The 19,735-nt window shown below is 65.0% G+C and carries 19 protein-coding genes; 14 read left to right on the top strand and 5 right to left on the bottom strand.

Going from position 1 to position 19,735, the window contains the following annotated elements; genetic code table 11:
- Positions 1-135: 135 nt before the first annotated feature.
- The 9 genes from ACQP2U_RS31615 (at position 136) to ACQP2U_RS31575 (ending at position 7,547) form a co-directional block, all read left to right on the top strand.
- Positions 136-882: a DivIVA domain-containing protein gene (locus tag ACQP2U_RS31615; protein WP_433710792.1), complete on the top strand. Its 747-nt coding sequence runs from the start codon at positions 136-138 to the stop codon at positions 880-882.
- Between the two features lie 77 nt (positions 883-959).
- Complete coding sequence (locus ACQP2U_RS31610) at positions 960-1,589, top strand: YceD family protein (protein ID WP_433710791.1); 630 nt, start codon at positions 960-962, stop codon at positions 1,587-1,589.
- Positions 1,590-1,643: 54 nt separating this feature from the next.
- Positions 1,644-1,826: a 50S ribosomal protein L32 gene (gene rpmF, locus ACQP2U_RS31605; protein ID WP_014987105.1), complete on the top strand. Its 183-nt coding sequence runs from the start codon at positions 1,644-1,646 to the stop codon at positions 1,824-1,826.
- A gap of 22 nt (positions 1,827-1,848) precedes the next feature.
- Positions 1,849-2,571, top strand: a complete 723-nt coding sequence (rnc, locus tag ACQP2U_RS31600) for a ribonuclease III (protein ID WP_397032390.1) — start codon at positions 1,849-1,851, stop codon at positions 2,569-2,571.
- Positions 2,572-2,759: 188 nt separating this feature from the next.
- Complete coding sequence (gene mutM / locus ACQP2U_RS31595) at positions 2,760-3,620, top strand: bifunctional DNA-formamidopyrimidine glycosylase/DNA-(apurinic or apyrimidinic site) lyase (RefSeq protein ID WP_433710790.1); 861 nt, start codon at positions 2,760-2,762, stop codon at positions 3,618-3,620.
- Positions 3,621-3,685: 65 nt separating this feature from the next.
- On the top strand, positions 3,686-4,267 hold the full coding sequence (locus ACQP2U_RS31590; RefSeq protein WP_433710789.1) for a dihydrofolate reductase family protein: 582 nt from the start codon (positions 3,686-3,688) through the stop codon (positions 4,265-4,267).
- Positions 4,268-4,272: 5 nt separating this feature from the next.
- Positions 4,273-5,346, top strand: coding sequence for a PHP domain-containing protein (locus ACQP2U_RS31585; RefSeq protein ID WP_433710788.1), 1,074 nt, complete (start codon positions 4,273-4,275; stop codon positions 5,344-5,346).
- 153 nt (positions 5,347-5,499) lie between these two features.
- A complete protein-coding gene (locus ACQP2U_RS31580; protein ID WP_433716640.1) occupies positions 5,500-7,032 on the top strand; it encodes a PstS family phosphate ABC transporter substrate-binding protein in 1,533 nt (510 codons plus the stop codon).
- A gap of 65 nt (positions 7,033-7,097) precedes the next feature.
- Positions 7,098-7,547, top strand: a complete 450-nt coding sequence (locus ACQP2U_RS31575; protein WP_397032382.1) for a carboxymuconolactone decarboxylase family protein — start codon at positions 7,098-7,100, stop codon at positions 7,545-7,547.
- 1 nt (position 7,548) lies between these two features.
- On the opposite strand, the gene ACQP2U_RS31570 is transcribed toward ACQP2U_RS31575, so the two are convergent.
- Positions 7,549-7,830, bottom strand: a complete 282-nt coding sequence (locus ACQP2U_RS31570) for a hypothetical protein (protein ID WP_433710787.1) — start codon at positions 7,828-7,830, stop codon at positions 7,549-7,551.
- A 353-nt stretch (positions 7,831-8,183) separates the two neighbouring features.
- Here ACQP2U_RS31570 and ACQP2U_RS31565 point away from each other — a divergent pair, with 353 nt between their 5' ends.
- The 3 genes from ACQP2U_RS31565 (at position 8,184) to ACQP2U_RS31555 (ending at position 11,782) form a co-directional block, all read left to right on the top strand.
- A complete protein-coding gene (locus ACQP2U_RS31565; RefSeq protein WP_433710786.1) occupies positions 8,184-9,380 on the top strand; it encodes a glycosyltransferase family 4 protein in 1,197 nt (398 codons plus the stop codon).
- A complete protein-coding gene (locus tag ACQP2U_RS31560; RefSeq protein WP_433710785.1) occupies positions 9,377-11,515 on the top strand; it encodes an amylo-alpha-1,6-glucosidase in 2,139 nt (712 codons plus the stop codon). Before ACQP2U_RS31565 ends, ACQP2U_RS31560 begins: the two co-directional genes overlap by 4 nt.
- Positions 11,516-11,596: 81 nt before the next feature.
- Positions 11,597-11,782 (top strand): hypothetical protein, encoded by a 186-nt coding sequence (locus ACQP2U_RS31555; RefSeq protein ID WP_433710784.1) that lies wholly within the window; start codon positions 11,597-11,599, stop codon positions 11,780-11,782.
- Between the two features lie 76 nt (positions 11,783-11,858).
- On the opposite strand, the gene ACQP2U_RS31550 is transcribed toward ACQP2U_RS31555, so the two are convergent.
- Genes ACQP2U_RS31550 through ACQP2U_RS31535 form a run of 4 tightly spaced genes read right to left on the bottom strand, consistent with a single transcriptional unit; the run spans position 11,859 to position 16,678 of the window.
- On the bottom strand, positions 11,859-12,749 hold the full coding sequence (locus ACQP2U_RS31550; protein WP_433710783.1) for a potassium-transporting ATPase subunit C: 891 nt from the start codon (positions 12,747-12,749) through the stop codon (positions 11,859-11,861).
- 1 nt (position 12,750) lies between these two features.
- Positions 12,751-14,919, bottom strand: coding sequence for a potassium-transporting ATPase subunit KdpB (kdpB, locus tag ACQP2U_RS31545; protein WP_433710782.1), 2,169 nt, complete (start codon positions 14,917-14,919; stop codon positions 12,751-12,753).
- A gap of 1 nt (position 14,920) precedes the next feature.
- The gene (gene kdpA, locus ACQP2U_RS31540) at positions 14,921-16,591 is read right to left on the bottom strand and encodes a potassium-transporting ATPase subunit KdpA (RefSeq protein WP_433710781.1); all 1,671 of its coding nucleotides are present in this window, start codon (positions 16,589-16,591) and stop codon (positions 14,921-14,923) included.
- Positions 16,592-16,678 carry a potassium-transporting ATPase subunit F gene (locus ACQP2U_RS31535; protein ID WP_328413265.1) on the bottom strand — a complete coding sequence of 29 codons (87 nt, stop codon included), beginning with the start codon at positions 16,676-16,678 and terminating at the stop codon, positions 16,592-16,594. It abuts the gene before it with no gap.
- A gap of 373 nt (positions 16,679-17,051) precedes the next feature.
- Here ACQP2U_RS31535 and ACQP2U_RS31530 point away from each other — a divergent pair, with 373 nt between their 5' ends.
- Together ACQP2U_RS31530 and ACQP2U_RS31525 are read left to right on the top strand one after the other, a co-directional pair.
- Positions 17,052-17,204: a hypothetical protein gene (locus ACQP2U_RS31530; RefSeq protein WP_433710780.1), complete on the top strand. Its 153-nt coding sequence runs from the start codon at positions 17,052-17,054 to the stop codon at positions 17,202-17,204.
- On the top strand, positions 17,201-19,702 hold the full coding sequence (locus tag ACQP2U_RS31525; RefSeq protein ID WP_433710779.1) for an ATP-binding protein: 2,502 nt from the start codon (positions 17,201-17,203) through the stop codon (positions 19,700-19,702). Before ACQP2U_RS31530 ends, ACQP2U_RS31525 begins: the two co-directional genes overlap by 4 nt.
- Positions 19,703-19,735 lie beyond the last annotated feature (33 nt).

The raw sequence follows: 19,735 nt of genomic DNA, 5'->3' as shown, positions 1-19,735 counted from the left end.
TCCACTTGTTTTTGTGGCGTACGAGACACCTACACGACACACCGGTGGGTGACTCGGCAGGAGCCGTGACGAGGGGCACACTGGGCTGACGGCGGAGAGTTTCGCCGTAGGTCTGCAGGAGAGTGGGGTAGGAGCATGTATCGCGTATTCGAAGCCCTCGACGAGTTGGTCGCCATCGTCGAAGAAGCGCGCGGCATCCCGCCGACCCGCAGCTGCATCGTGCCGCGCGGGGACGTGCTCGAACTGCTCGACGACGTGCGCGATGCGTTGCCCGGCGAACTCGACGATGCCCAGGATGTGCTCGATCATCGCGACAAGATCGTCTCCGACGCTCGCGCCGCCGCCGAGAAGACCGTGACCACCGCCAATGACCAGGCTGACCAGACCATTGGATCGGCCCGCGAGGAAGCCGACCGCATTCTCGCCGACGCCAAGGCCCACGCCGATCGCATGGTCGCCGAGGCCAGCGCACATGCCGAGCACCTGGTGAATACCGCGCAGGCCGAGGCCGACCGCATCGTCGCCGACGGCAATGCCGAATTCGAGGCCGTCACCGGTCGCGCCCGTATCGAATCCGAGCGGATGATCGAGGCGGGTAAGGACTCCTATGACCGTTCGGTCGCCGAGGGCGTGGTCGAGCGCGATCGCTTGGTCGCGCAGACCGAAGTGGTGCGTGCCGCACATGCCGAATCAGCCAGATTGATCGACCGCGCGAACGAAGAGGCCGACCGGATGCGCGACGAATGCGACCACTATGTCGACAGCAGGCTCGCCGACTTCGAGGAGACCCTTAATTCCACCCTGCGGACCGTGCGCGGCGGACGTCACCAACTGCGCTCCGGTGCGGGCGCTCCCGACTACACGGCCGACTACCGCCGCTGACAGTTTGGGCGCTGGCCTTGCCCTCGCGTATTGTGGAGTGGTTGCCCATTTCCCCTCGAATGTGAAGTGAGTTCGTGATGTCCGCCCGTTCCGGTCCCGATTCGCGCCATCGTTCGGCCTCGCGTCGCGCGCCGGACGCCGGATTCGTGCTGGATGTCATCAGCCTGGGCCGTCGCCCCGGCACGATGAAGGAACTGCATCGCGTCGTCACCGCCGACGAGCGGGTCGGGCTGGACCTGATCGCCATTCCGGTGGGCGCCGAAGTGAATCTCGATCTGCGACTGCAAGCGGTGTCCGAGGGTGTGCTCGTCACCGGAACGGTCGCCGCGCCGACGGCGGGGGAGTGCGCGCGCTGCCTGGAACCGTTCACCGACACCGTGGAAATTCAGCTCACCGAACTGTTCGCCTACCCGGACAGTGCGACCGAGCAGACCACCGAGGACAACGAGATCTACCGCATCGTCGACGACAAGATCGACCTGGAACTGGTGATCACCGACGCGATCGGACTCGAACTCCCGCTGCAGCCGCTGTGCACTCCGGACTGCGCGGGCCTGTGCCCAGAATGCGGTGTCCGGATGGCGATTGCGGGTTCCGGCCATGGGCATGAGATACTTGACCCTCGCTGGGCCGGATTGGCGAAGTTCGCCGCCGAGTCGCCCGGCAATGGCAGCCCCGATTCGGGTGCAACCAACACAGACCATTAAGACCGAGACAGTGCTGCCGTACCGGCAAGCAATAGGACAAGAGGAGAAGTAGTCGTGGCCGTTCCCAAGCGCCGGATGTCCCGTTCCAACACCAGGTCGCGGCGCAGCCAGTGGAAGGCCACCGCGCCGACCCTGATCACGTGCCCGAACCGCGCCTGCGGCGAGAAGACGCTGCCGCATATCGCGTGCCCCTCCTGCGGCACCTACAAGGGCCGCCAGGTCACCGCTGCTGTCTGATCGTTCGACCTGTCGTATAGACGTGACCGCCAGCAAGGACGAACCCGGCGCGTCCGGAGAACATGCGAGCCTGCTCGCGGCGCTCGGCGTCGACGTGCGGGCCGATCTGCTGCGACTGGCGCTGACGCACCGGTCGTATGCGTATGAGAACGGCGGGCTGCCGACCAACGAGCGTCTGGAATTCCTCGGCGACTCGGTCCTCGGCCTGAGTATCACCGAGCGGCTCTACCACGAGCACCCGGACAAGTCCGAGGGCGAACTGGCCAAGCTGCGGGCGAGCGTGGTGAATATGCACGCGCTCGCCGAGGTGGCGCGCGGGCTCGGCGAGGGCGGCCTCGGCGTGCATCTGCTGCTCGGTAAGGGCGAAGAGCTCACCGGCGGCCGGGATAAGCCGAGCATTCTCGCCGATGGCATGGAGTCGCTGCTCGGCGCGGTCCATCTCGAGCACGGTATCGATACCGCGCGCGAGGTGGTGCTGCGCCTGTTCGCCGACCTGCTCGAGCGCGGCCCCCGGATGGGCGCCGGACTCGACTGGAAGACCAGTCTGCAGGAGCTCACTGCCGAACGTGGCCTCGGTGTGCCCAGCTATGAGATCACCTCGACGGGCCCCGACCACGATAAGGAATTCACCGCGACCACTGTGATCGGCGGTCGTCCGTACGGTCAGGGCGTCGGCCGCTCCAAGAAGGAAGCCGAGCAGAAGGCCGCGGGCGCCGCCTATCAGGCGCTGACCGACAGCATCTGATTTGCGGTGCCTGCGGCGCTGCGTGTGCACGGCCCCCTGGTGTCTCGCGTGCGAACGGCCGAGACTCGCGACTTCGTCGCATGCGCTTCGGGCACTCGGACGCGAGACGGGCCGCGAACGATGCTGGTAAGGCTCGCGCGCGGTGGTTGGCAGTGCGGTCCACCTCCTCATGTCGATTAGGAGTCCTCATGCCAGAGCTACCCGAGGTCGAGGTGGTCCGGCGCGGACTGGCCGCACATGTTGTCGGGCGGGTCGTCGAATCCGTCGCAGTGACCCATCCCAGGTCGGTGCGCCGTCATCTCGAGGGTGCGGACGATCTGACGGCCCGGCTGAAGGGGCTGCGGGTTGTCGCGGCCGAGCGACGTGGCAAATATCTGTGGCTCACCTTCGACGATCCGGATACCTCCCTGGTCGTCCATCTCGGCATGAGCGGGCAGATGCTGATTCGGCCCGCCGATGCTCCGGTGGAGAAGCACGCGCATATCCTCGCGACCCTCGACGACGGCACGCAATTGCGCTTCGTCGATCAACGCACATTCGGCGGCTGGGCGCTCGCACCGCTGGTCGAGGTCGACGGCACCTTCGTGCCAGAGCCCGTCGCGCATATCGCCCGGGATCCGCTCGACCCGCGCTACGACCCCGAGGCCGTGGTGGCCGTGGTGCGCGCCAAACAAACCGAGATCAAGCGGGTGCTGCTGGATCAGACCGTGATCTCCGGCGTCGGCAATATTTATGCCGACGAATCGCTGTGGCGGGCCGAGATCCACGGCAACCGGCTCGCATCCGGTCTGACCAGACCCGCCGTGCGCACGCTGCTCACGGCGGTCGGTGTGGTGATGGAAGAGGCGCTCGCGGCCGGTGGCACCTCGTTCGACGCGTTATATGTCAATGTCAACGGCGAATCCGGCTACTTCGAACGTTCGCTCGCGGTCTACGGTCGTGAGGACGAACCCTGCCGTCGCTGCGGTGCACCCATCCTGCGGGAAAAGTTCATGAATCGTTCTTCCTACTCCTGCCCGCGCTGCCAACCGAAGCCCCGTCGCCGTTAGAGTTGGCGAGCTACCGTTCTTTTAGGCGGTTCCGCCGAAGCCGACCGGCCGTGGAGGAAGGACTTATGCGCAAGCTCACCTACTACGTCGCTTCGACTATCGACGGGTTCATCGCCACCGAGGAGGGGTCGGTCGACTTCTTCCCGGTAGGTGGCGATCACGGCCCGGCGATCACCGCGCAGTACCCCGAGACCCTGCCGACGAAAGTGCGCGAGTCCCTCGGCATCGATCAGCGCAACCGCTACTTCGACACCGTGCTGATGGGTCGCAAGACTCACGATTTCGGCGTGCGGACCGGAACCTCCAGCCCGTATTCGCATCTGCGTCAATTCGTCGTATCGACGACGCTGCCCGAGAGCCCGGATCCGTCGGTTGAGCTCATCTCGGGCGATCCGCTCGCCACCGTGCGAGAGTTGAAGCGGGACAATGGACTCGGGATCTGGCTGTGTGGCGGCGGGGAATTGGCGCAGGTGTTGCTGCCGGAGATCGACCAGATCTTCCTGAAGCTGTATCCGGTAGTGCTCGGCCGTGGCCGTTCGCTGTTCGGTTCCGGTCCGCGCCTGCCCGAGGCGGCCCGCTTCCGGGTGATCACCAGCCGGGTGTTCGAGGACGGCGTCGCCTTCGTGAAGTACAGCCGGATTCGATAACTCCTGTGGCGGAAGGCGATTCGCGTGTCGCTACGGATCCGGGAAATGCGCCGGGTCCGGTGGAGGCGCTGCGCGAGATCGGCTTCTGGCTGGAACGCGCACGGGCGCAAACGCATCGGGTGAAGGCGTATCGTCGGGCCGCCGACATCGTTGCGCAGCTGTCCGAGGACGAGCGGGCGACCCATCGCGCGGCGCACACGTGGCAAGAACTCGCGGGGATCGGACCGAAGACCGCCGCCGTGATCGAGCAAGCGTATTCCGGTGCGGTACCGGACTATTTGAGCGAACTACGCAACGCCGCGCAGCCGATCGGGGCGCCGGGCAGGCCGATGCGGTCCCAGTTGCGCGGTGATCTGCACACCCACTCCGACTGGTCCGACGGCGGCAGTCCGATCGCGGAGATGATGGGCATCGCGGCCGCGCTCGGGCACGAATACTGTGCGCTGACCGATCATTCGCCGCGGTTGACCGTCGCCAATGGACTTTCGGCCGACCGGTTGCGGCGGCAGTTGGATGTGGTCGCGGAGCTGAACGAACGAGTCGCGCCATTCCGAATTCTTACCGGCATCGAGGTGGACATCCTCGATGACGGGACCTTGGATCAGCAGAGCGATCTGCTCGCCGAACTCGATATCGTTGTCGCCAGCGTACATTCGCATCTGCGTGCCGGCAGCGAGACCATGACCAAGCGCATGGTGTACGCGGTCGCGAATCCGAATGTGGATGTGCTCGGCCACTGCACCGGCAGACTGATCGCGGGGCAGCGCGGTCTGCGGCCGGAGTCGAGTTTCGATGCCGAACTCGTCTTCGAAGCGTGCCGGAGTTACGGGACGGCGGTGGAGATCAACAGCCGTCCCGAACGGCTCGATCCGCCGTCGCGACTGTTGCGGATGGCGGTCGAGATGGGGTGCTATTTTTCGATCGATACCGATGCGCATGCCCCTGGTCAGTTGGACTGGCTGGGTTACGGCTGCGAGCGCGCCGTCGCGAATGAGGTTGCGGTGGAACGGGTTATCAACACCTGGCCAGCGGAGAAGCTGCTCGCCTGGACGCGATCGGCCGCGGGGGACGTGGTTTGAGCGTCGCTTCGGCGCGAGCGGGCCGAACTGTCCGGAGGTGATTTCGGCAGACGCAGCTGAGCATCGGGTTAACTGTTGCCGAACACTCGTGCGGGGATCTGGGAGGATGCCCGATGACATTCGAGAATTGGTTGATACAGAGATCTTTTGGGGGTGGCGGTGGGCGGCTTTCCGATCGAAATCGTGCTCGGACTCATCGGTATCGCGGTGCCGATCGCCGCGTTTCTGTGGGAGTTCGTCTTCGTCGGACGTAAGGAACTCGGCTATCGGGTCCAGATGGATACGCCGGTCACCGGTGAGATCGAATCGGTCTTTCCCGGTGTGCTGCCGCAGCTGCGCCCGGCGCAAGACGGTGTGAGTCCGCCGCTGAAGGATCTGTCGGTGGTGCTGGTCCGCATCGAAAACAGCGGCGCGACACCGATCGACACGCATGACTACCAAGCGCCGGAGGCGGGCCGAATCGGCCTGCACCTGAACTTTTCACAGCGGCGGGTCATCGGTATGGCGGTGACCGAGTTGAGCGAACAGGGCCTGGCTGATTCGCTGGGCCGTGATTCGGGTATCGCGGTTCGCGAGGATACGGTCGGGCATATCGGTGCCATCGATCTGCCGAGAGTGCCGCTCAATCGCGGCGATCACTACAAGATCCTGGCCATCCTGCAACGGTCGGAGGGTACGGGAGAGTATCCGGATCCGGTGCTGAGCGGCGGTATCAAGGGTGGACGGATCATCGAAACCCAGAGTCGCACCGGCATTTCGCGAGTGATGGTGGCGCTCACGGCCTTCCTGGTCGCGGTGATCATCGTCCAGCTCCTGGTCTCCGTGCTCGCCCCCGATCCGACGCCATTGGATTGTGCCGCAGGAAAACTCACCGTAGTTGGCTCCTCCGCTTTCGAACCGGTCATTCGCGATGCGGCCGCTCAGTATGGGAAGCGTTGCACCGGAGCGGAATTCACCTTCGGCTTCGAGGGCACCGAACGTGGTCTCGACCGGCTCGCCGAGGAGGGCAAGGACGAATCCGATCTGATCACGATCAGCGACGGGCCAAAAGGTGATGGCTACCATCCGCTGCTGCACCGCCCGTTGGCGCTGTCGCTGTTCACCATGATCGTGCACAGAGATGTCGGTGTCACCAACCTGTCGGTCGGCCAGATCCAGGATCTGTATCAGGGCCGGATCACCAACTGGCGCGATGTCGGCGGTGCCGATCTGCCGGTCGTGCTCGTCAATCGGATCCCGGGATCGGGCACTCGAAATACGCTGGAGCGCAGGGTGCTCGGCGGTCCGCAGCCGGATAGGCCGCATGTCAGCTGCGTCGCGATCAAGGATGGCGCACCCGCGACGGCCAGATATTGTGATGTGCAGGTCACCAAAGACATGCACAGGGCAGTCAGCGATATCCCGGGTGCGATCGGCTACAGCGAGTCCTCCGAGGCGGTGAAGGCGGGAGCCACGCCCCTCACCATCAATGGCGTAACGCCGGGTCGTGACGCTGCCGTCAACCGCAGCTATCCCTTCTGGGGCGTCGAATACGCCTACAGTTACGGCGAACTCCCCGGCGATTCGCTAGGCGCGAGCTTCCTGCACTTCTTGACCGACCTGACCGGCAAGGATGTGCTGCGCGAGCACGGCAACGAGCCGTGCGGTGAGCTTCCCGATCGGGCCCGCTGCCTGCCGTCTTCGTGACGTTGTCACAAATGTCGCGGCTATCTCGTCCCACTCGGGTAAGCAATTTCGAGAGAGGACGACCCATGTCACGTATGAAGCTCGCCGAGGCGGCGCCGGAGATCTACCAGGCCTGGTACGCCGCCGAGCAGGCAATCCGGCGCGGACCACTGGATTCGACGGTGCGGGAACTGGTGAAGATCCGCGTTTCCCAGATGAACGGCTGCCTGTTCTGCATCGATATGCACACCACCGACGCGCGGATGGCGGGCGAGACCGAACAGCGGATCTACTACCTCAATGCCTGGCGTGAGTCGGTGAAGTTCACCGAGGCCGAACGAGCCGCCCTCGCCTACGCGGAGGCGGTCACCAGACTCGGTGAAAACGGTGTCAGTGATGAGATCTGGGCCGAGGTGGAGAAGAACTTCGACGAGGGTGCGCGGGCCGGTCTGGTCGCGGTCACCGCGATGATCAACCTGTGGAACCGGATCGGGGTGCCGCTGCGCATGCAGCCCGCCTCGGCGGCCGAGTCGTGAGTCATTCGGACGAGGGCATGATCGGTCTGCTGAAGTAGTCCTCGACCGGGACCGGACCGGTGTAGCGTCGGCAACCGCACTGCACCCATACGGGCCCGCCGTAGGTCTTGCGGACCAGCTCGGCATGGCAGGTGCCCGCCTCTGGATCGTGCAGCGACAGGTCGTGGCCACAGCCGCACCGGGCTACCGCGGTTCCAGCGGGCGAGCGCCTGCCGAACCGACCGACGGCCCAGCCGGCACCGGCGATTGCGGCCCCGACAGCAAGGGTGATGGGATCGAACATGCGCATATTATATGTATGCGTATAACGAGTCGGAAGGGCAATCGAGTACCGGATTCTTTCGCTAGCCGGTATCAATAGTCTGGTAAGCCCGCTTGGCAAGGCCGGATAATGGCCTATTTCATCCCAAAGGCTGAGATTTCAGACCGACTGCGTGGTTTGAGCAACCAGAAATAAGGTACGTCTATTGGCGGCCCCCCTGTTTACGCCAAACGGCGTGACCAGGCCAACCAAGCCTTCATGGACGGCGGTGCAGGCTCCAGTCTCCACCTCCGCCGCGGCGGCCAACACGTTCGGCGCCCAGTGCACCGAAGTGCTGGGTGGATGTGCACAAGGTTGTCCCTGGAAGGATGGTCATGAGCGCAGGTCTAATCGCGCCGAATTCGGCGCCCATTGCCGCTTCGGATTTGCTGTCTACCGATCACGTCGGTGAACGATTCCGCATTGCGATGGTTGTTCCGCCATACTTCGACGTACCGCCGAAGGCCTATGGCGGAGTCGAGGCCGTAGTCGCCGATTTGGTCGACGCATTGGTCGCACGCGGGCACGACGTGACATTGTTCGGCGCCGGTGAACCCGGTACCACGGCGAAATTCGTTCCGGTGTGGGATCGCGCATTACCCGAACGGCTCGGTGAGCCGTTTCCCGAGGTCGTGCACGCTCTGAAGGTGCGAAGGGCGATCGAACAGGTCGCCGCCACCTCCGGCGTGGATCTGGTGCACGACCACACCTTTGCCGGACCACTGAATGCCCCGGCGTATATGGGACTGGGCTTGCCAACCGTGGTGACCGTGCACGGCCCGGTCGACGAGGGCGACTGCTACCACTACTACCGTGAATTGGGCCAGGAAGTATCGCTGGTCGCCATCAGTGACCGGCAGCGCGAATTGGCGCCCGATCTGAATTGGGTCGGTCGCGTGCACAATGCACTGCAGGTCGACCAGTGGCCGTATCAAACCGAAAAAGGCGACTACGCGCTGTTTCTCGGCCGATTCACCGCGACCAAGGGCACGCATCTGGCATTAGAGGCCGCGCACGCGGCCGGTATTCCGCTGGTGCTCGCTGGCAAATGCAGTGAGGCCGCCGAGCGGGCGTATTTCGAGAAAAAAGTGCGCCCGCTGATCACCGAGCGTGATCACCTTTTCGGACTCGCGGATGCGCAGGCCAAGCGCAAACTGCTCGCGAATGCGCGCTGCCTGCTGTTCCCGATCGACTGGGAAGAGCCGTTCGGCATGGTGATGATCGAGGCGATGGTCTGCGGCACACCGGTTGTCGCGCTCCGCGGCGGCGCCGTTGCCGAGGTCGTCGTCGATGGCGTGACCGGCCGGATCTGTGATGATCCGTCCGAACTGCCCGCGGCGATTGCCGAAGCGAGCCAGCTGGATCCGGCCGCGTGCCGTGCGCACGTCGAGGCCAACTTCGGCGCTGGCACGCTGGGGCGCGGCTACGAGCAGGTCTATCACCAGCTCCTGCGTTCGCGGCGTCTTGCGCGCGCGGCACTGCTACTCGATGAGACGGTGCCGGTTCGTATTCCCGCCAGCGAACGCGTATGACCGCAGACGCAGGCGTCGCGTCGAATCCCGCACCGCTGAATTCCGGTGAGCCGACCGGTCTCGGCGGTTGCGGCAGTTCGGTGACCTTGGTCGAGGGCGGAACCTTCTGCCTGTCGAATCGGCTCGGTGATGTCGAACCGGGGCACCCGCACGGATTGTTCTTCCGCGACGCCCGCGTCATCTCCCGCTGGGAACTGCTGGTGGATGGCAAACCCGCCGAATCACTATCGGTACTCAGCCCGGAGGCGTTCGCCGCCAGATTCGTGCTGCGCCGGCCACCGCAGGCAGGACAGGCCGACAGCACCCTGCTCGTGGTGCGCGAACGTCTCATCGCCGATGGCATGCACGAGATTCTGACCCTGGAGAATATGGGCCGCGAGGCCACCGCGGCCACCTTGGAGCTGCATGTCGACGCGGATTTCGTTGATCTGTTCGCGGTCAAGGAGGGCCGTGTGGCGCACGGCCGCGCCGAAGTGACTGTGGCCGAAGGCGAGTTACTACTGCACGACCGCACCGATCGGATGCGCGGGCTCACGGTCTCGGCGACCGTCGAGCCCGCTGTGCTGCCCGGCACCCTGCTCTGGCGGGTGGTCGTGCTACCCGGCGAACGCTGGCAGACCGAGATCGTGGCCCAGCCGACCGTCGGCAATCAGCGTGTCCAGGCGCCATTGGCGCCGGGCGAACACCACGGGCTCAGCGCACCGAGCCGCAAGATGGCGGCATGGCGACACACCGCGACGAAAATTACTGCCGCGGATCCGGTGCTCACCCAGGTGCTCCGCCGCTCGGAAAGCGACCTGGGCGCCTTGCAGATTCACGACGAATCCGGCGAGGGCCGTCCGTTCGTTGCCGCGGGTGCGCCGTGGTTCATGACCCTGTTCGGCCGCGACAGTTTGCTCACCGCGTGGATGGCGCTTCCTTTGGAAGTGGATCTCGCGTTGGGCACACTGCAGCAGTTGGCCGAGGCGCAAGGTCAGTGCGTCGATCCGCTCACCGAGGAGGAGCCAGGACGGATCATGCACGAGATGCGGCGTGGCCCAGCCAGCGGGCATGTGCTCGGTGGCCATACCTATTACGGAACCGCCGACGCCACACCGCTTTTCATCATGTTGCTCGCGGAATGTCATCGGTGGGGTGCGGATCCGGAGGCGATCGAGGACCTGCTGCCCGCCGCCGACGCCGCGGTACGGTGGATCACCGATTACGGCGATCGCGACGGCGACGGTTTCATCGAATATCGCCGCGCCACCGATCGCGGCCTGGTCAACCAGGGTTGGAAGGACAGTTTCGACGGAATCAACGATGCCGCAGGGCATCTCGCTGAGGCGCCGATCGCGCTATGCGAAGTGCAGGGTTATGCGTATGCCGCACTGCTGTCCCGCGCGGAGTTGGCCGAGGCCTTCGACGATCAGCGCGCCGCGACCCGGCTGCGCGAGCGTGCCGCCGAACTACGCGGCAAATTCGCCGAACAGTTCTGGCTGCCGCAACAGGGGTGGTACGCCGTCGCACTCGACGGCCGCAAACGGCAGGTCGATGCGTTGACAAGCAATGTGGCGCATTGTCTTTGGACCGGCATCGCCAATGACGAGCACGCCGCCGAAATGGTTCGGCGCCTATCCGGACCCGAAATGGATACCGGCTTCGGGCTGCGCACACTCGCCTCGTCGATGGGCGCCTACAACCCGATGAGCTATCACTGTGGATCGGTCTGGCCGCACGATACCGCGATCGCCGTCGCGGGCTTGCTGCGCTACCGGCAGGTGCCGGGCGCGGTCGAGCTCGCTACCCGGCTGGCGGGCGGATTATTGGATGCGGCAACATCTTTCGGTGGTCGGCTGCCCGAGCTGTTCTGCGGATTCCCGCGCGATCAGTTCGCGGCACCGGTCCCGTATCCCACCTCCTGCTCACCGCAGGCGTGGGCCAGCGCGGCACCGCTATTGCTGGTGCGCTCCTTCCTCGGACTCGAGCCAGCCGCGCCGTCGCGCAGCCTCACTGTCAGACCGCAGCTGCCGCCGCAGTGGGGCACGGTCACACTGAGTGAGCTGCGGTTGGGTTCGGCGACGGTGGATCTCGAGGCCGAGGGAGATCAGGTCACCACGGCGCGGCTGCCCGATGATTGGCAGATCACGCGATGAACGGCGCTGAATCGGGTAGTCCATCACCGCAAGGACATTGGTTTGCTTCTCCACTGAATACCAACAGGCTGGAGGTGCACAATGCAGACATCACTGGATCGCCGGGATCTGTGGAGCACTCAGCACCGTGATTGCAGTGCCGAGCCCATGGATCTCGATCTCGACCTTGCGCGTTTCATCTGCAGTACGCATGCGGGCCATGGTCCGGACTGCCACCAGTATCTCGCCGCATCGGCGTATTGCTTCGCCCGCGTCGAGGACACCTGAACGAAATCGGCCGAGCGCCCATTCCTGGGGCATTCCTGCGGATTCGGCGGAGGCCGTCCAGGAATGAGCGCTCGGGTCACTGGCCTCGGAACGGGTACTGCGTGTCGAGATCGAGGTTCAGCTCGACCACATTGACGCGCGGTTCACCGAGGAAGCCGAGGGTGCGGCCGTCGGTGTGCGCATCGACAAGACCGCGTACCTGATCTTCGGAGATATTGCGGGCCTTCGCGATTCGCGCCACCTGAATGGCCGCGTACTCCGGCGATATGTGCGGGTCCAGACCACTGCCGCTGGCGGTGACCGCATCGGTCGGCACCGGGGTGTCTTTCGAGGCATCGCCGATGATCGGGACGATCCGGCCGACCGAATAGTCCTCACCTGGCTCGGCGCATTCAACCGTTACGCCCTTGTAGGTGGACCGGAACGGTTCGGCCGGGCACGCCTGGTTGACGCTTACCACCTGCACCGGATGCGAGACCTCACCGTCGGCGTCGCGCGGCCCGATCACCGAAAGCACCGCGCCGACGCCATCCTTCGTGCAGAACGGACGGCTGCCGTCGACCCCCTCCCGGTCGCCGACCGCCTTGCTGCGCGCGCATACGGTGGACAGCAGGCTCAACGTCACATTCGCAGGATCCGCGTCGATCGTGTCGACGATGCTCTCCGGGCCGAGATTGGAAGCAGCGGTGGCCAGCGGGTTATAGCCGTCGCCCGCTGCCGACGGACGGCTCTGGAAGTACTGCACCAGCGCATTGCCGTCCTTATCGGTGAACGATTGCCCGATGATGCCGCTGCCGACGACCTTGCCGTCGGACTCGATCAGCGAACCTTCCGCCTTATCGTGCAGACCGGGCAGCTGCGCAACCGCGAAAACCCCCAGCGGATAGACGATTCCGGTGATCGCGGTAAGCACAAGCAGCGCGCGTAGCGCGGCCAGATGCTGCCGGAACCAAGTTGACATACGCATATCAGGACATCCCGGGGAGGAGTTGGACGAGCAGGTCGATGAGCTTGATGCCGATGAACGGTGCGACAATGCCGCCGAGACCGTAGATCGTCAGGTTGCGGCTCAACAGTTTCGACGCATTGGTAGGCGTGTAGTTCACGCCCCGCAGTGCCAACGGGATCAACGCGATGATCACCAGTGCGTTGAAGATGACCGCCGACAGGATCGCTGACTGTGGGCTGGCCAGTCGCATGATGTTGAGGGCGTCGAGGCCGGGGAACAGTGTGATGAACAACGCGGGCAGGATCGCGAAGTATTTGGCGATGTCGTTGGCGATCGAGAAGGTGGTCAGGGCACCGCGGGTGATGAGCAGTTGCTTGCCGATTTCGACGATCTCGATGAGCTTGGTCGGATCCGAGTCCAGATCGACCATGTTCCCGGCTTCCTTGGCCGCCGAGGTGCCGGTGTTCATCGCGACACCCACGTCGGCCTGGGCGAGTGCGGGAGCGTCGTTGGTGCCGTCACCGGTCATCGCGACCAGTCGACCGCCATCCTGTTCCTTCTTGATCAGGGCCAGCTTGTCCTCGGGCGTCGCCTCGGCGAGGAAGTCGTCCACACCGGCCTCATCGGCGATCGCCTTGGCGGTCAACGGGTTATCGCCGGTGATCATGACAGTGCGGATGCCCATGCGGCGCATCTCGTCGAAACGCTCCCGCATGCCCTGCTTCACAACGTCTTTCAGGTGGATGACACCGAGTACCCGGGCCTTGCCGTCGTTGACCTCACCTACGACCAGTGGTGTGCCGCCGGATGCGGAGACGCCGTCCACGATCACGCCGATCTCGTTCGGTACATCGCCACCTTGTGCGCGGACCCATTCGACGACGGCGCTGGCGGCGCCTTTGCGCAGCTGATGACCCCTGGCCAAGTCCACGCCCGACATCCGGGTCTGCGCGGTGAACTCCACCCAGGTCGCGCCGGTCAGCTCGCCCGGTGTGCGCTCGCGCTTATTGAACGCCTGCTTGGCGTACACGACGATGGAGCGGCCCTCGGGGGTCTCGTCGGCCAAGCTGGACAGCTGCGCGGTATCGGCCAATTCGTCGGCCGCAACGCCAGGCACCGGAACGAATTCCGCGGCTTGGCGGTTACCGAGGGTGATGGTGCCGGTCTTGTCCAGCAGCAGGGTGTTGACATCGCCTGCGGCCTCGACGGCGCGGCCGGACATGGCAAGCACATTGCGCTGCACCAGGCGGTCCATACCCGCGATACCGATTGCCGAAAGCAGGGCGCCGATGGTGGTCGGGATCAGGCAGACCAGCAGCGAAACCATCACGATTCCGGTCACCCCGTGCAGGTCGAGTGCCGATGTATCGGCCACGCCAGGGTTATTGGATTTGGCGAAGATCGCCAGCGGCTGCAGGGTGACCACCGCGAACACGAAGATGATCGTGAGCGAGGCGAGCAGGATGTTCAGCGCGATCTCGTTCGGCGTCTTCTGCCGACTCGCGCCTTCGACGAGGGCGATCATCTTGTCGATGAAGCTCGCGCCCGGTTCCTGGGTGATCTTGACGACGATCCGGTCCGAGAGCACGGTGGTGCCACCGGTCACGGCCGATCGGTCACCGCCGGATTCCCGGATGACCGGGGCGGATTCACCGGTGATGGCCGACTCGTCCACCGAGGCAATGCCTTCCACGACATCGCCGTCGCCGGGGATGATCTGCCCTGCCTCTACGACGACATAGTCGCCGCGCTGGAGCGCGGGCGCGGCGACACTCTCCTCGACGACTCGCGCGCCGGGCGACCATTCGACCAGTCGACGAGCCATCGTGTCGGTCTTGGCTTTGCGCAGCGTATCGGCCTGAGCCTTACCGCGGCCCTCGGCGACCGCTTCGGCAAGGTTGGCGAAGATCACGGTGAGCCACAGCCACACCACGATCGCCCACGCGAAGAACGAGGGATCGGCGATCGCGAGGATCGAAGACCAGATGGCCCCGATCTCGACGATGAACATCACCGGGTTGCGCCACATGGTGCGCGGGTCGAGCTTGCGTGCGGCATCGGGTAGGGAGGTCAAGAGCATCTTCGGGTCGAGTGCGCCACGCGGGACGCGGCCACCTTTGTGCTCGGCCTGTTTCCTCGCCGCGTCGGAGATGTCGGCAGTGGTCACTTCGGTAGTGGGACTGGTCATTTCAGTGGATTCCTTCAGCGAGCGGCCCGAGTGCGAGTGCGGGCAGGAAGGTCAACGCGACCAGGATCACGGTGACGCCGACGACCATGCCGACGAACTGCGGCCGGTGTGTCGGCAATGTGCCGATCGACTCGGGGGTCTGCCCCTGCTGGGCGAGCGAACCGGCCAGCGCGAGCACGAAGATCATCGGCAGGAAGCGGCCGAACACCATAGCCAGGCCGAGGGCGGTGTTGTACCACTCGGTATTGCCGCTCAGACCCGCGAATGCGGAGCCGTTGTTGTTGGCGGCGGAGGTGAAGGCATACAACACTTCCGAGAGCCCGTGTGGCCCGGAGTTGAGCATGCCCGCGCGTTGTCCGGGCATTGCCATCGCGGCCGCTGTACCTACGAGCACGATGAGCGGGCTGATCAGGAAGTACGAAGCGGCGAGCTTGATTTCGCGCGGCGTGATCTTCTTGCCGAGGTATTCCGGTGTGCGGCCGACCATGAGACCCGCGACGAAGACGGTGATCACCGCGAGAATGAGCATGCCGTAGAGACCCGAACCGGTACCGCCGGGTGCGACTTCACCGAGCTGCATGTTGAACATCGTCATCAGGCCGCCGAGGCTGGTGTACGAGTCGTGGAAGGAGTCGACGGCACCGGTCGAGGTCAGCGTGGTCGCGGTGGCGAAGGTGGCGGAATCTGCGACGCCGAAGCGTGTTTCGATGCCCTCCATGGACGCGCCGATCGCGGTGGGCACGGTCCCGTGGTGCTGCAGCTGGAAGAAGTTCTGCAAGGTCACGCTGATCAGCGCGATCGTGCCCATCACCGCCACAATGGCGTAGCCCTGCTTCTTGCTGCCGACCATGCGACCGAAGGTGCGCGGCAGTGCGAAGCTGATCACCAGCAGCAGGAAGATCTCGAGCCAGTTGGTCCAGGTGGTCGGGTTCTCGAAGGGGTGTGCGGAGTTCGCGTTGTAGAAGCCGCCACCATTGGTGCCGAGCTCTTTGATGACTTCCTGGCTGGCCACGGGGCCGCCGGTGATGGTCTGCTCGGTGCCGTTCAGCGTCTGCGCGACCTGATCGTGCAGATGGAAGTTCTGAATCGCGCCGCCGGCGATGAGCACGATCGCGAAGATGAATGCGAACGGCAGCAGGATGCGAATGGTGCCGCGGACCAGATCCACCCAGAAGTTGCCGAGATCGCCGGTGTGGCGGCGCGCGAAGCCGCGCACCAGTGCGACCGCCACCGCGATACCGACGGCCGCCGAGACGAAGTTCTGCACCGCGAGACCGGCCATCTGCACAAGGTGCCCCTGTGTCGATTCGCCGGAGTAGTTCTGCCAGTTCGTATTCGTCACGAAGCTGATCGCGGTGTTCCAGGCCAGCGCCGGTGTCATCTCGGTGCCCGGATCGTTCAGGTGCAGCGGCAGCTTGCCCTGGATCAGCTGGAAGAAAAACAGGAAGAGGACGCTGACCGCGGAGAACGCCAGCACACTGCGGGCATACACGCCCCAGGTCTGCTCGACCTCGGGCTGCACGCCGATGGCCTTGTAGATCACCCGCTCGGCGCGGGAGTGTTTCTTGGCGTTGTAGACCCGGAACATGTAGTCGCCGAGCGGCACATGGACCAAGGCGAGCGCGATGATCAGGGACGCCAGGAGGGCGATCCCCGCTGTGGTCGTGTTCACCTAGAACCTCTCGGGGAAAAGCAGTGCCGCGACCATGTAGACAGCGACGAGAACGGCGAGAATCAAACCGATCAGGTTCGCGATCACAGCTTCTCCACCCCCCGCTGGATCAGGCCCAGCAGCGCGAAGATCGCCACGGTGAGCACCGTGAACACCACGACAGACATTTACACAACCTCCATTGGCGCTCCCCGCATGGAGCGCGACAGGGTGAGTCAAGCGGTCGTTCGAGCTGGTGCGGAGCCCGTTTACGGCTCCTTATCGCCCCTTGGACGAGCATTGACGCTTCGTTTACGCGGTGGTGCGGGCGGTGAAAGGATGCCGTCAAGGTAGGCGGCCAACCCGTCAACACACCGTAAAGATCCAGATAGGCCGCCGATACGGGAGTAGAAATTCATCGTCCGGCGTGCGGGGGATTCCAGCCCGACCGGGTTCCTATTGTTTCGGTGAAAGGATCGTCATGTCGGCTGTCACGGTCGCGGTGATCATCGGATTCATTTGTTGCGCGCTGATCATCCGCGCACTGGCGACGATGGGGCGGGATTCGGATATCACGACCGAACGGGTACGGATCTTCGGCGAAACGCCGTATCGCGCGATGATAGACGAGTGAAACGCGGCCAACTGCGCATCTACCTCGGTGCGGCACCGGGGGTCGGTAAGACCTACGCCATGTTGGGCGAGGCCCATCGCCGGCTCGAACGTGGCCGCGACGTGGTAGCCGCGGTAGTGGAGACACACGGCCGCGCCAAGACCACGGAACTACTGGCGGGCATCGAGCGGATTCCACCGCGCATGGTGGCCTATCGCGGCACGACGCTGCCCGAACTCGATGTCGAAGCGGTGCTGCGCCGCGCACCGGCGGTGGTGCTGGTCGACGAACTCGCCCACACCAACGCGCCCGGTAGCGCACACGCCAAGCGCTGGCAGGACGTCGAGGATTTGCTGGCCGCGGGCATCGATGTGATCTCGACGGTCAATGTGCAGCATCTGGAGAGCCTCAATGATGTGGTCGAGCAGATCACCGGCATCCAGCAGAAGGAAACCGTGCCCGACGCCGTGGTGCGCAGCGCCGACCAGGTCGAACTGGTCGACATCACGCCGGAGGCCTTGCGGCGCAGGCTCTCTCACGGCAACGTGTACGCCGCCGACAAGGTCGACGCGGCGCTGCGCAACTACTTCCGACCCGGCAATCTCACCGCCCTGCGCGAATTGGCGCTGCTGTGGCTGGCCGACCAGGTCGACGCCGCATTGGCGAAATACCGGGCCGACCACAAGATCACCGAGCTGTGGGAGGCGCGCGAACGTGTCGTCGTCGCGGTGACCGGCGGCCCCGAATCGGAGACCGTGGTGCGCCGGGCCAGTCGCATCGCCAGCAAATCCAGTGCCGACCTGGTCCTGTTGCATGTGGTGCGAGGCGACGGACTTGCCGGGGTATCGACGGAACGGCTGACGCGGCTGCGCGAATTCGCGGCGAGTCTGGATGCCTCGCTGCATACGGTCACCGGTGACGATGTGCCGAATACGCTGCTGGAATTCGCCCGCGAGGTGAACGCGACCCAGCTGGTGCTCGGCACGTCCCGGCGCTCGCGCTGGGCGCGGATGCTCGACGAGGGAATCGGCTCCGCCGTGGTGCAGGCATCCGGCAAGATCGATGTGCACATGGTTACCCACGAGGAGGCCAACCGTGGGCTGCGCCGCCATTCGCTGGTGCCGCGCCAGCCGATCCGCGCCTGGCTCGCGGCGGTGCTCGTGCCGGTGGCGGTCTCGGCCGTCTGTTCCGCCTTTCTGGACGGGTATCTGCAGCTCGGCGGGCTGAGCGCGGTGTTCTTCATCGGCGTCGTCGCAGTGGCGCTGCTGGGTGGCGTTGTGCCGGCGGCACTTTCGGCGCTGCTGTCGGGCATGTTGTTGAACTGGTTCTTCGTCGATCCGCGCTACAGCCTGACCATCGCCGAACCGGACAGTTTCGTCACGGTGGTGGTATTGCTGATCGTCGCGGTGGCGGTCGCCGCGCTGGTGGACGTGGCCGCCAAACAGACCAGGCAGGCGCGTCGGGCCTCACAGCAGGCCGAATTACTGACCCTGTTCGCCGGTGCCGTGCTGCACGGAGCGGATCTGCCCAAGCTGCTGGAACAGGTGCGCGAGACCTACGGGCTGCGCGCGGTCAGCATGCAGTGCGGTGACGAGGTGATCGCGGCGGTCGGCACAAATCCGCCGCAGCGGGCGTCGGAGGCCGAAACCGCGATTCAGGCGGGCGACGCGACGAGTTGGCTGCTGTTGGCCGGACGACCGCTGGCCGCGACCGACCGCCCGGTGCTCAACGCGGTCGCCAACCAGGCGGCCGGGCTGGTTCGCCAGTCCCGATTGGCCGAGGAGGCCAGCGCCGCCGCGGCACTGCTCGAGGCAGACCGGTTGCGCCGGGCGCTGCTGTCCGCGGTGAGTCACGATCTGCGCACACCGTTGGCCGGGGCCAAGGCCGCGGTTTCCAGCCTGCGCAGTGACGACATCGAGTTCTCGCCCGAGGACACCGTCGAATTGCTGGAAACCATCGAGGAATCGGTGGATCAGCTGACCGCACTGGTCGGCAATCTGCTCGACTCGTCGCGGCTGGCGGTCGGTGTGGTGCAGCCGCAGTTCCGACGGGTGTACATGGACGAGGTGGTGCACCAGGCGCTGGTGAGCGTCGGGATGGGTGCGCGCGGACTCCGGCGTGCGGCAATGGATCGGGTGAAGGTGGAGGTCGGCGAGGTTTCGGTGCGGGCGGACAGTGGCCTGCTCGAACGGGTGCTGGCCAATCTGATCGACAATGCGCTGCGGCATTCAACGCGTGATACACCCGTTCGGGTCACCGCGGAACGCGGTGGCGACTGGGTGTCGATCGCCGTGGTCGATGTCGGTCCCGGCGTTCCGCCGGGCACCGAGGAGCAACTATTCGAGCCGTTCCAGCGGCTCGGCGATCGCGACAACACCACGGGCGTCGGGCTCGGCCTGTCCGTGGTGCGCGGCTTCGTCGAGGCGATGGGCGGCACCGTGCACGCCGAACCGACACCGGGCGGAGGATTGACGATGATCGTTGACCTGCCCGCGGATGAAACCGAGGTGAGCAGCTGATGATGAGCACAACGACACCGCGGACCGCACAGG

The organism is Nocardia sp. CA-084685, from assembly GCF_050955785.1.
Taxonomy (GTDB): Bacteria; Actinomycetota; Actinomycetes; order Mycobacteriales; family Mycobacteriaceae; genus Nocardia.
Note: the sequence above shows the minus strand (reverse complement) of the source record. Positions and strands in the feature narration are given on the sequence as shown.

Coding starts and splice junctions, on each gene's coding strand:
- ACQP2U_RS31615 (WP_433710792.1), top strand. CDS start 136: ATGTATCGCGTATTCGAAGCCCTCGACGAGTTGGTCGCCATCGTCGAA.
- ACQP2U_RS31610 (WP_433710791.1), top strand. CDS start 960: ATGTCCGCCCGTTCCGGTCCCGATTCGCGCCATCGTTCGGCCTCGCGT.
- mutM (WP_433710790.1), top strand. CDS start 2,760: ATGCCAGAGCTACCCGAGGTCGAGGTGGTCCGGCGCGGACTGGCCGCA.
- ACQP2U_RS31590 (WP_433710789.1), top strand. CDS start 3,686: ATGCGCAAGCTCACCTACTACGTCGCTTCGACTATCGACGGGTTCATC.
- ACQP2U_RS31575 (WP_397032382.1), top strand. CDS start 7,098: ATGTCACGTATGAAGCTCGCCGAGGCGGCGCCGGAGATCTACCAGGCC.
- ACQP2U_RS31570 (WP_433710787.1), bottom strand. CDS start 7,830: ATGTTCGATCCCATCACCCTTGCTGTCGGGGCCGCAATCGCCGGTGCC.
- ACQP2U_RS31565 (WP_433710786.1), top strand. CDS start 8,184: ATGAGCGCAGGTCTAATCGCGCCGAATTCGGCGCCCATTGCCGCTTCG.
- ACQP2U_RS31560 (WP_433710785.1), top strand. CDS start 9,377: ATGACCGCAGACGCAGGCGTCGCGTCGAATCCCGCACCGCTGAATTCC.
- ACQP2U_RS31555 (WP_433710784.1), top strand. CDS start 11,597: ATGCAGACATCACTGGATCGCCGGGATCTGTGGAGCACTCAGCACCGT.
- ACQP2U_RS31550 (WP_433710783.1), bottom strand. CDS start 12,749: ATGCGTATGTCAACTTGGTTCCGGCAGCATCTGGCCGCGCTACGCGCG.
- kdpB (WP_433710782.1), bottom strand. CDS start 14,919: ATGACCAGTCCCACTACCGAAGTGACCACTGCCGACATCTCCGACGCG.
- ACQP2U_RS31530 (WP_433710780.1), top strand. CDS start 17,052: ATGTCGGCTGTCACGGTCGCGGTGATCATCGGATTCATTTGTTGCGCG.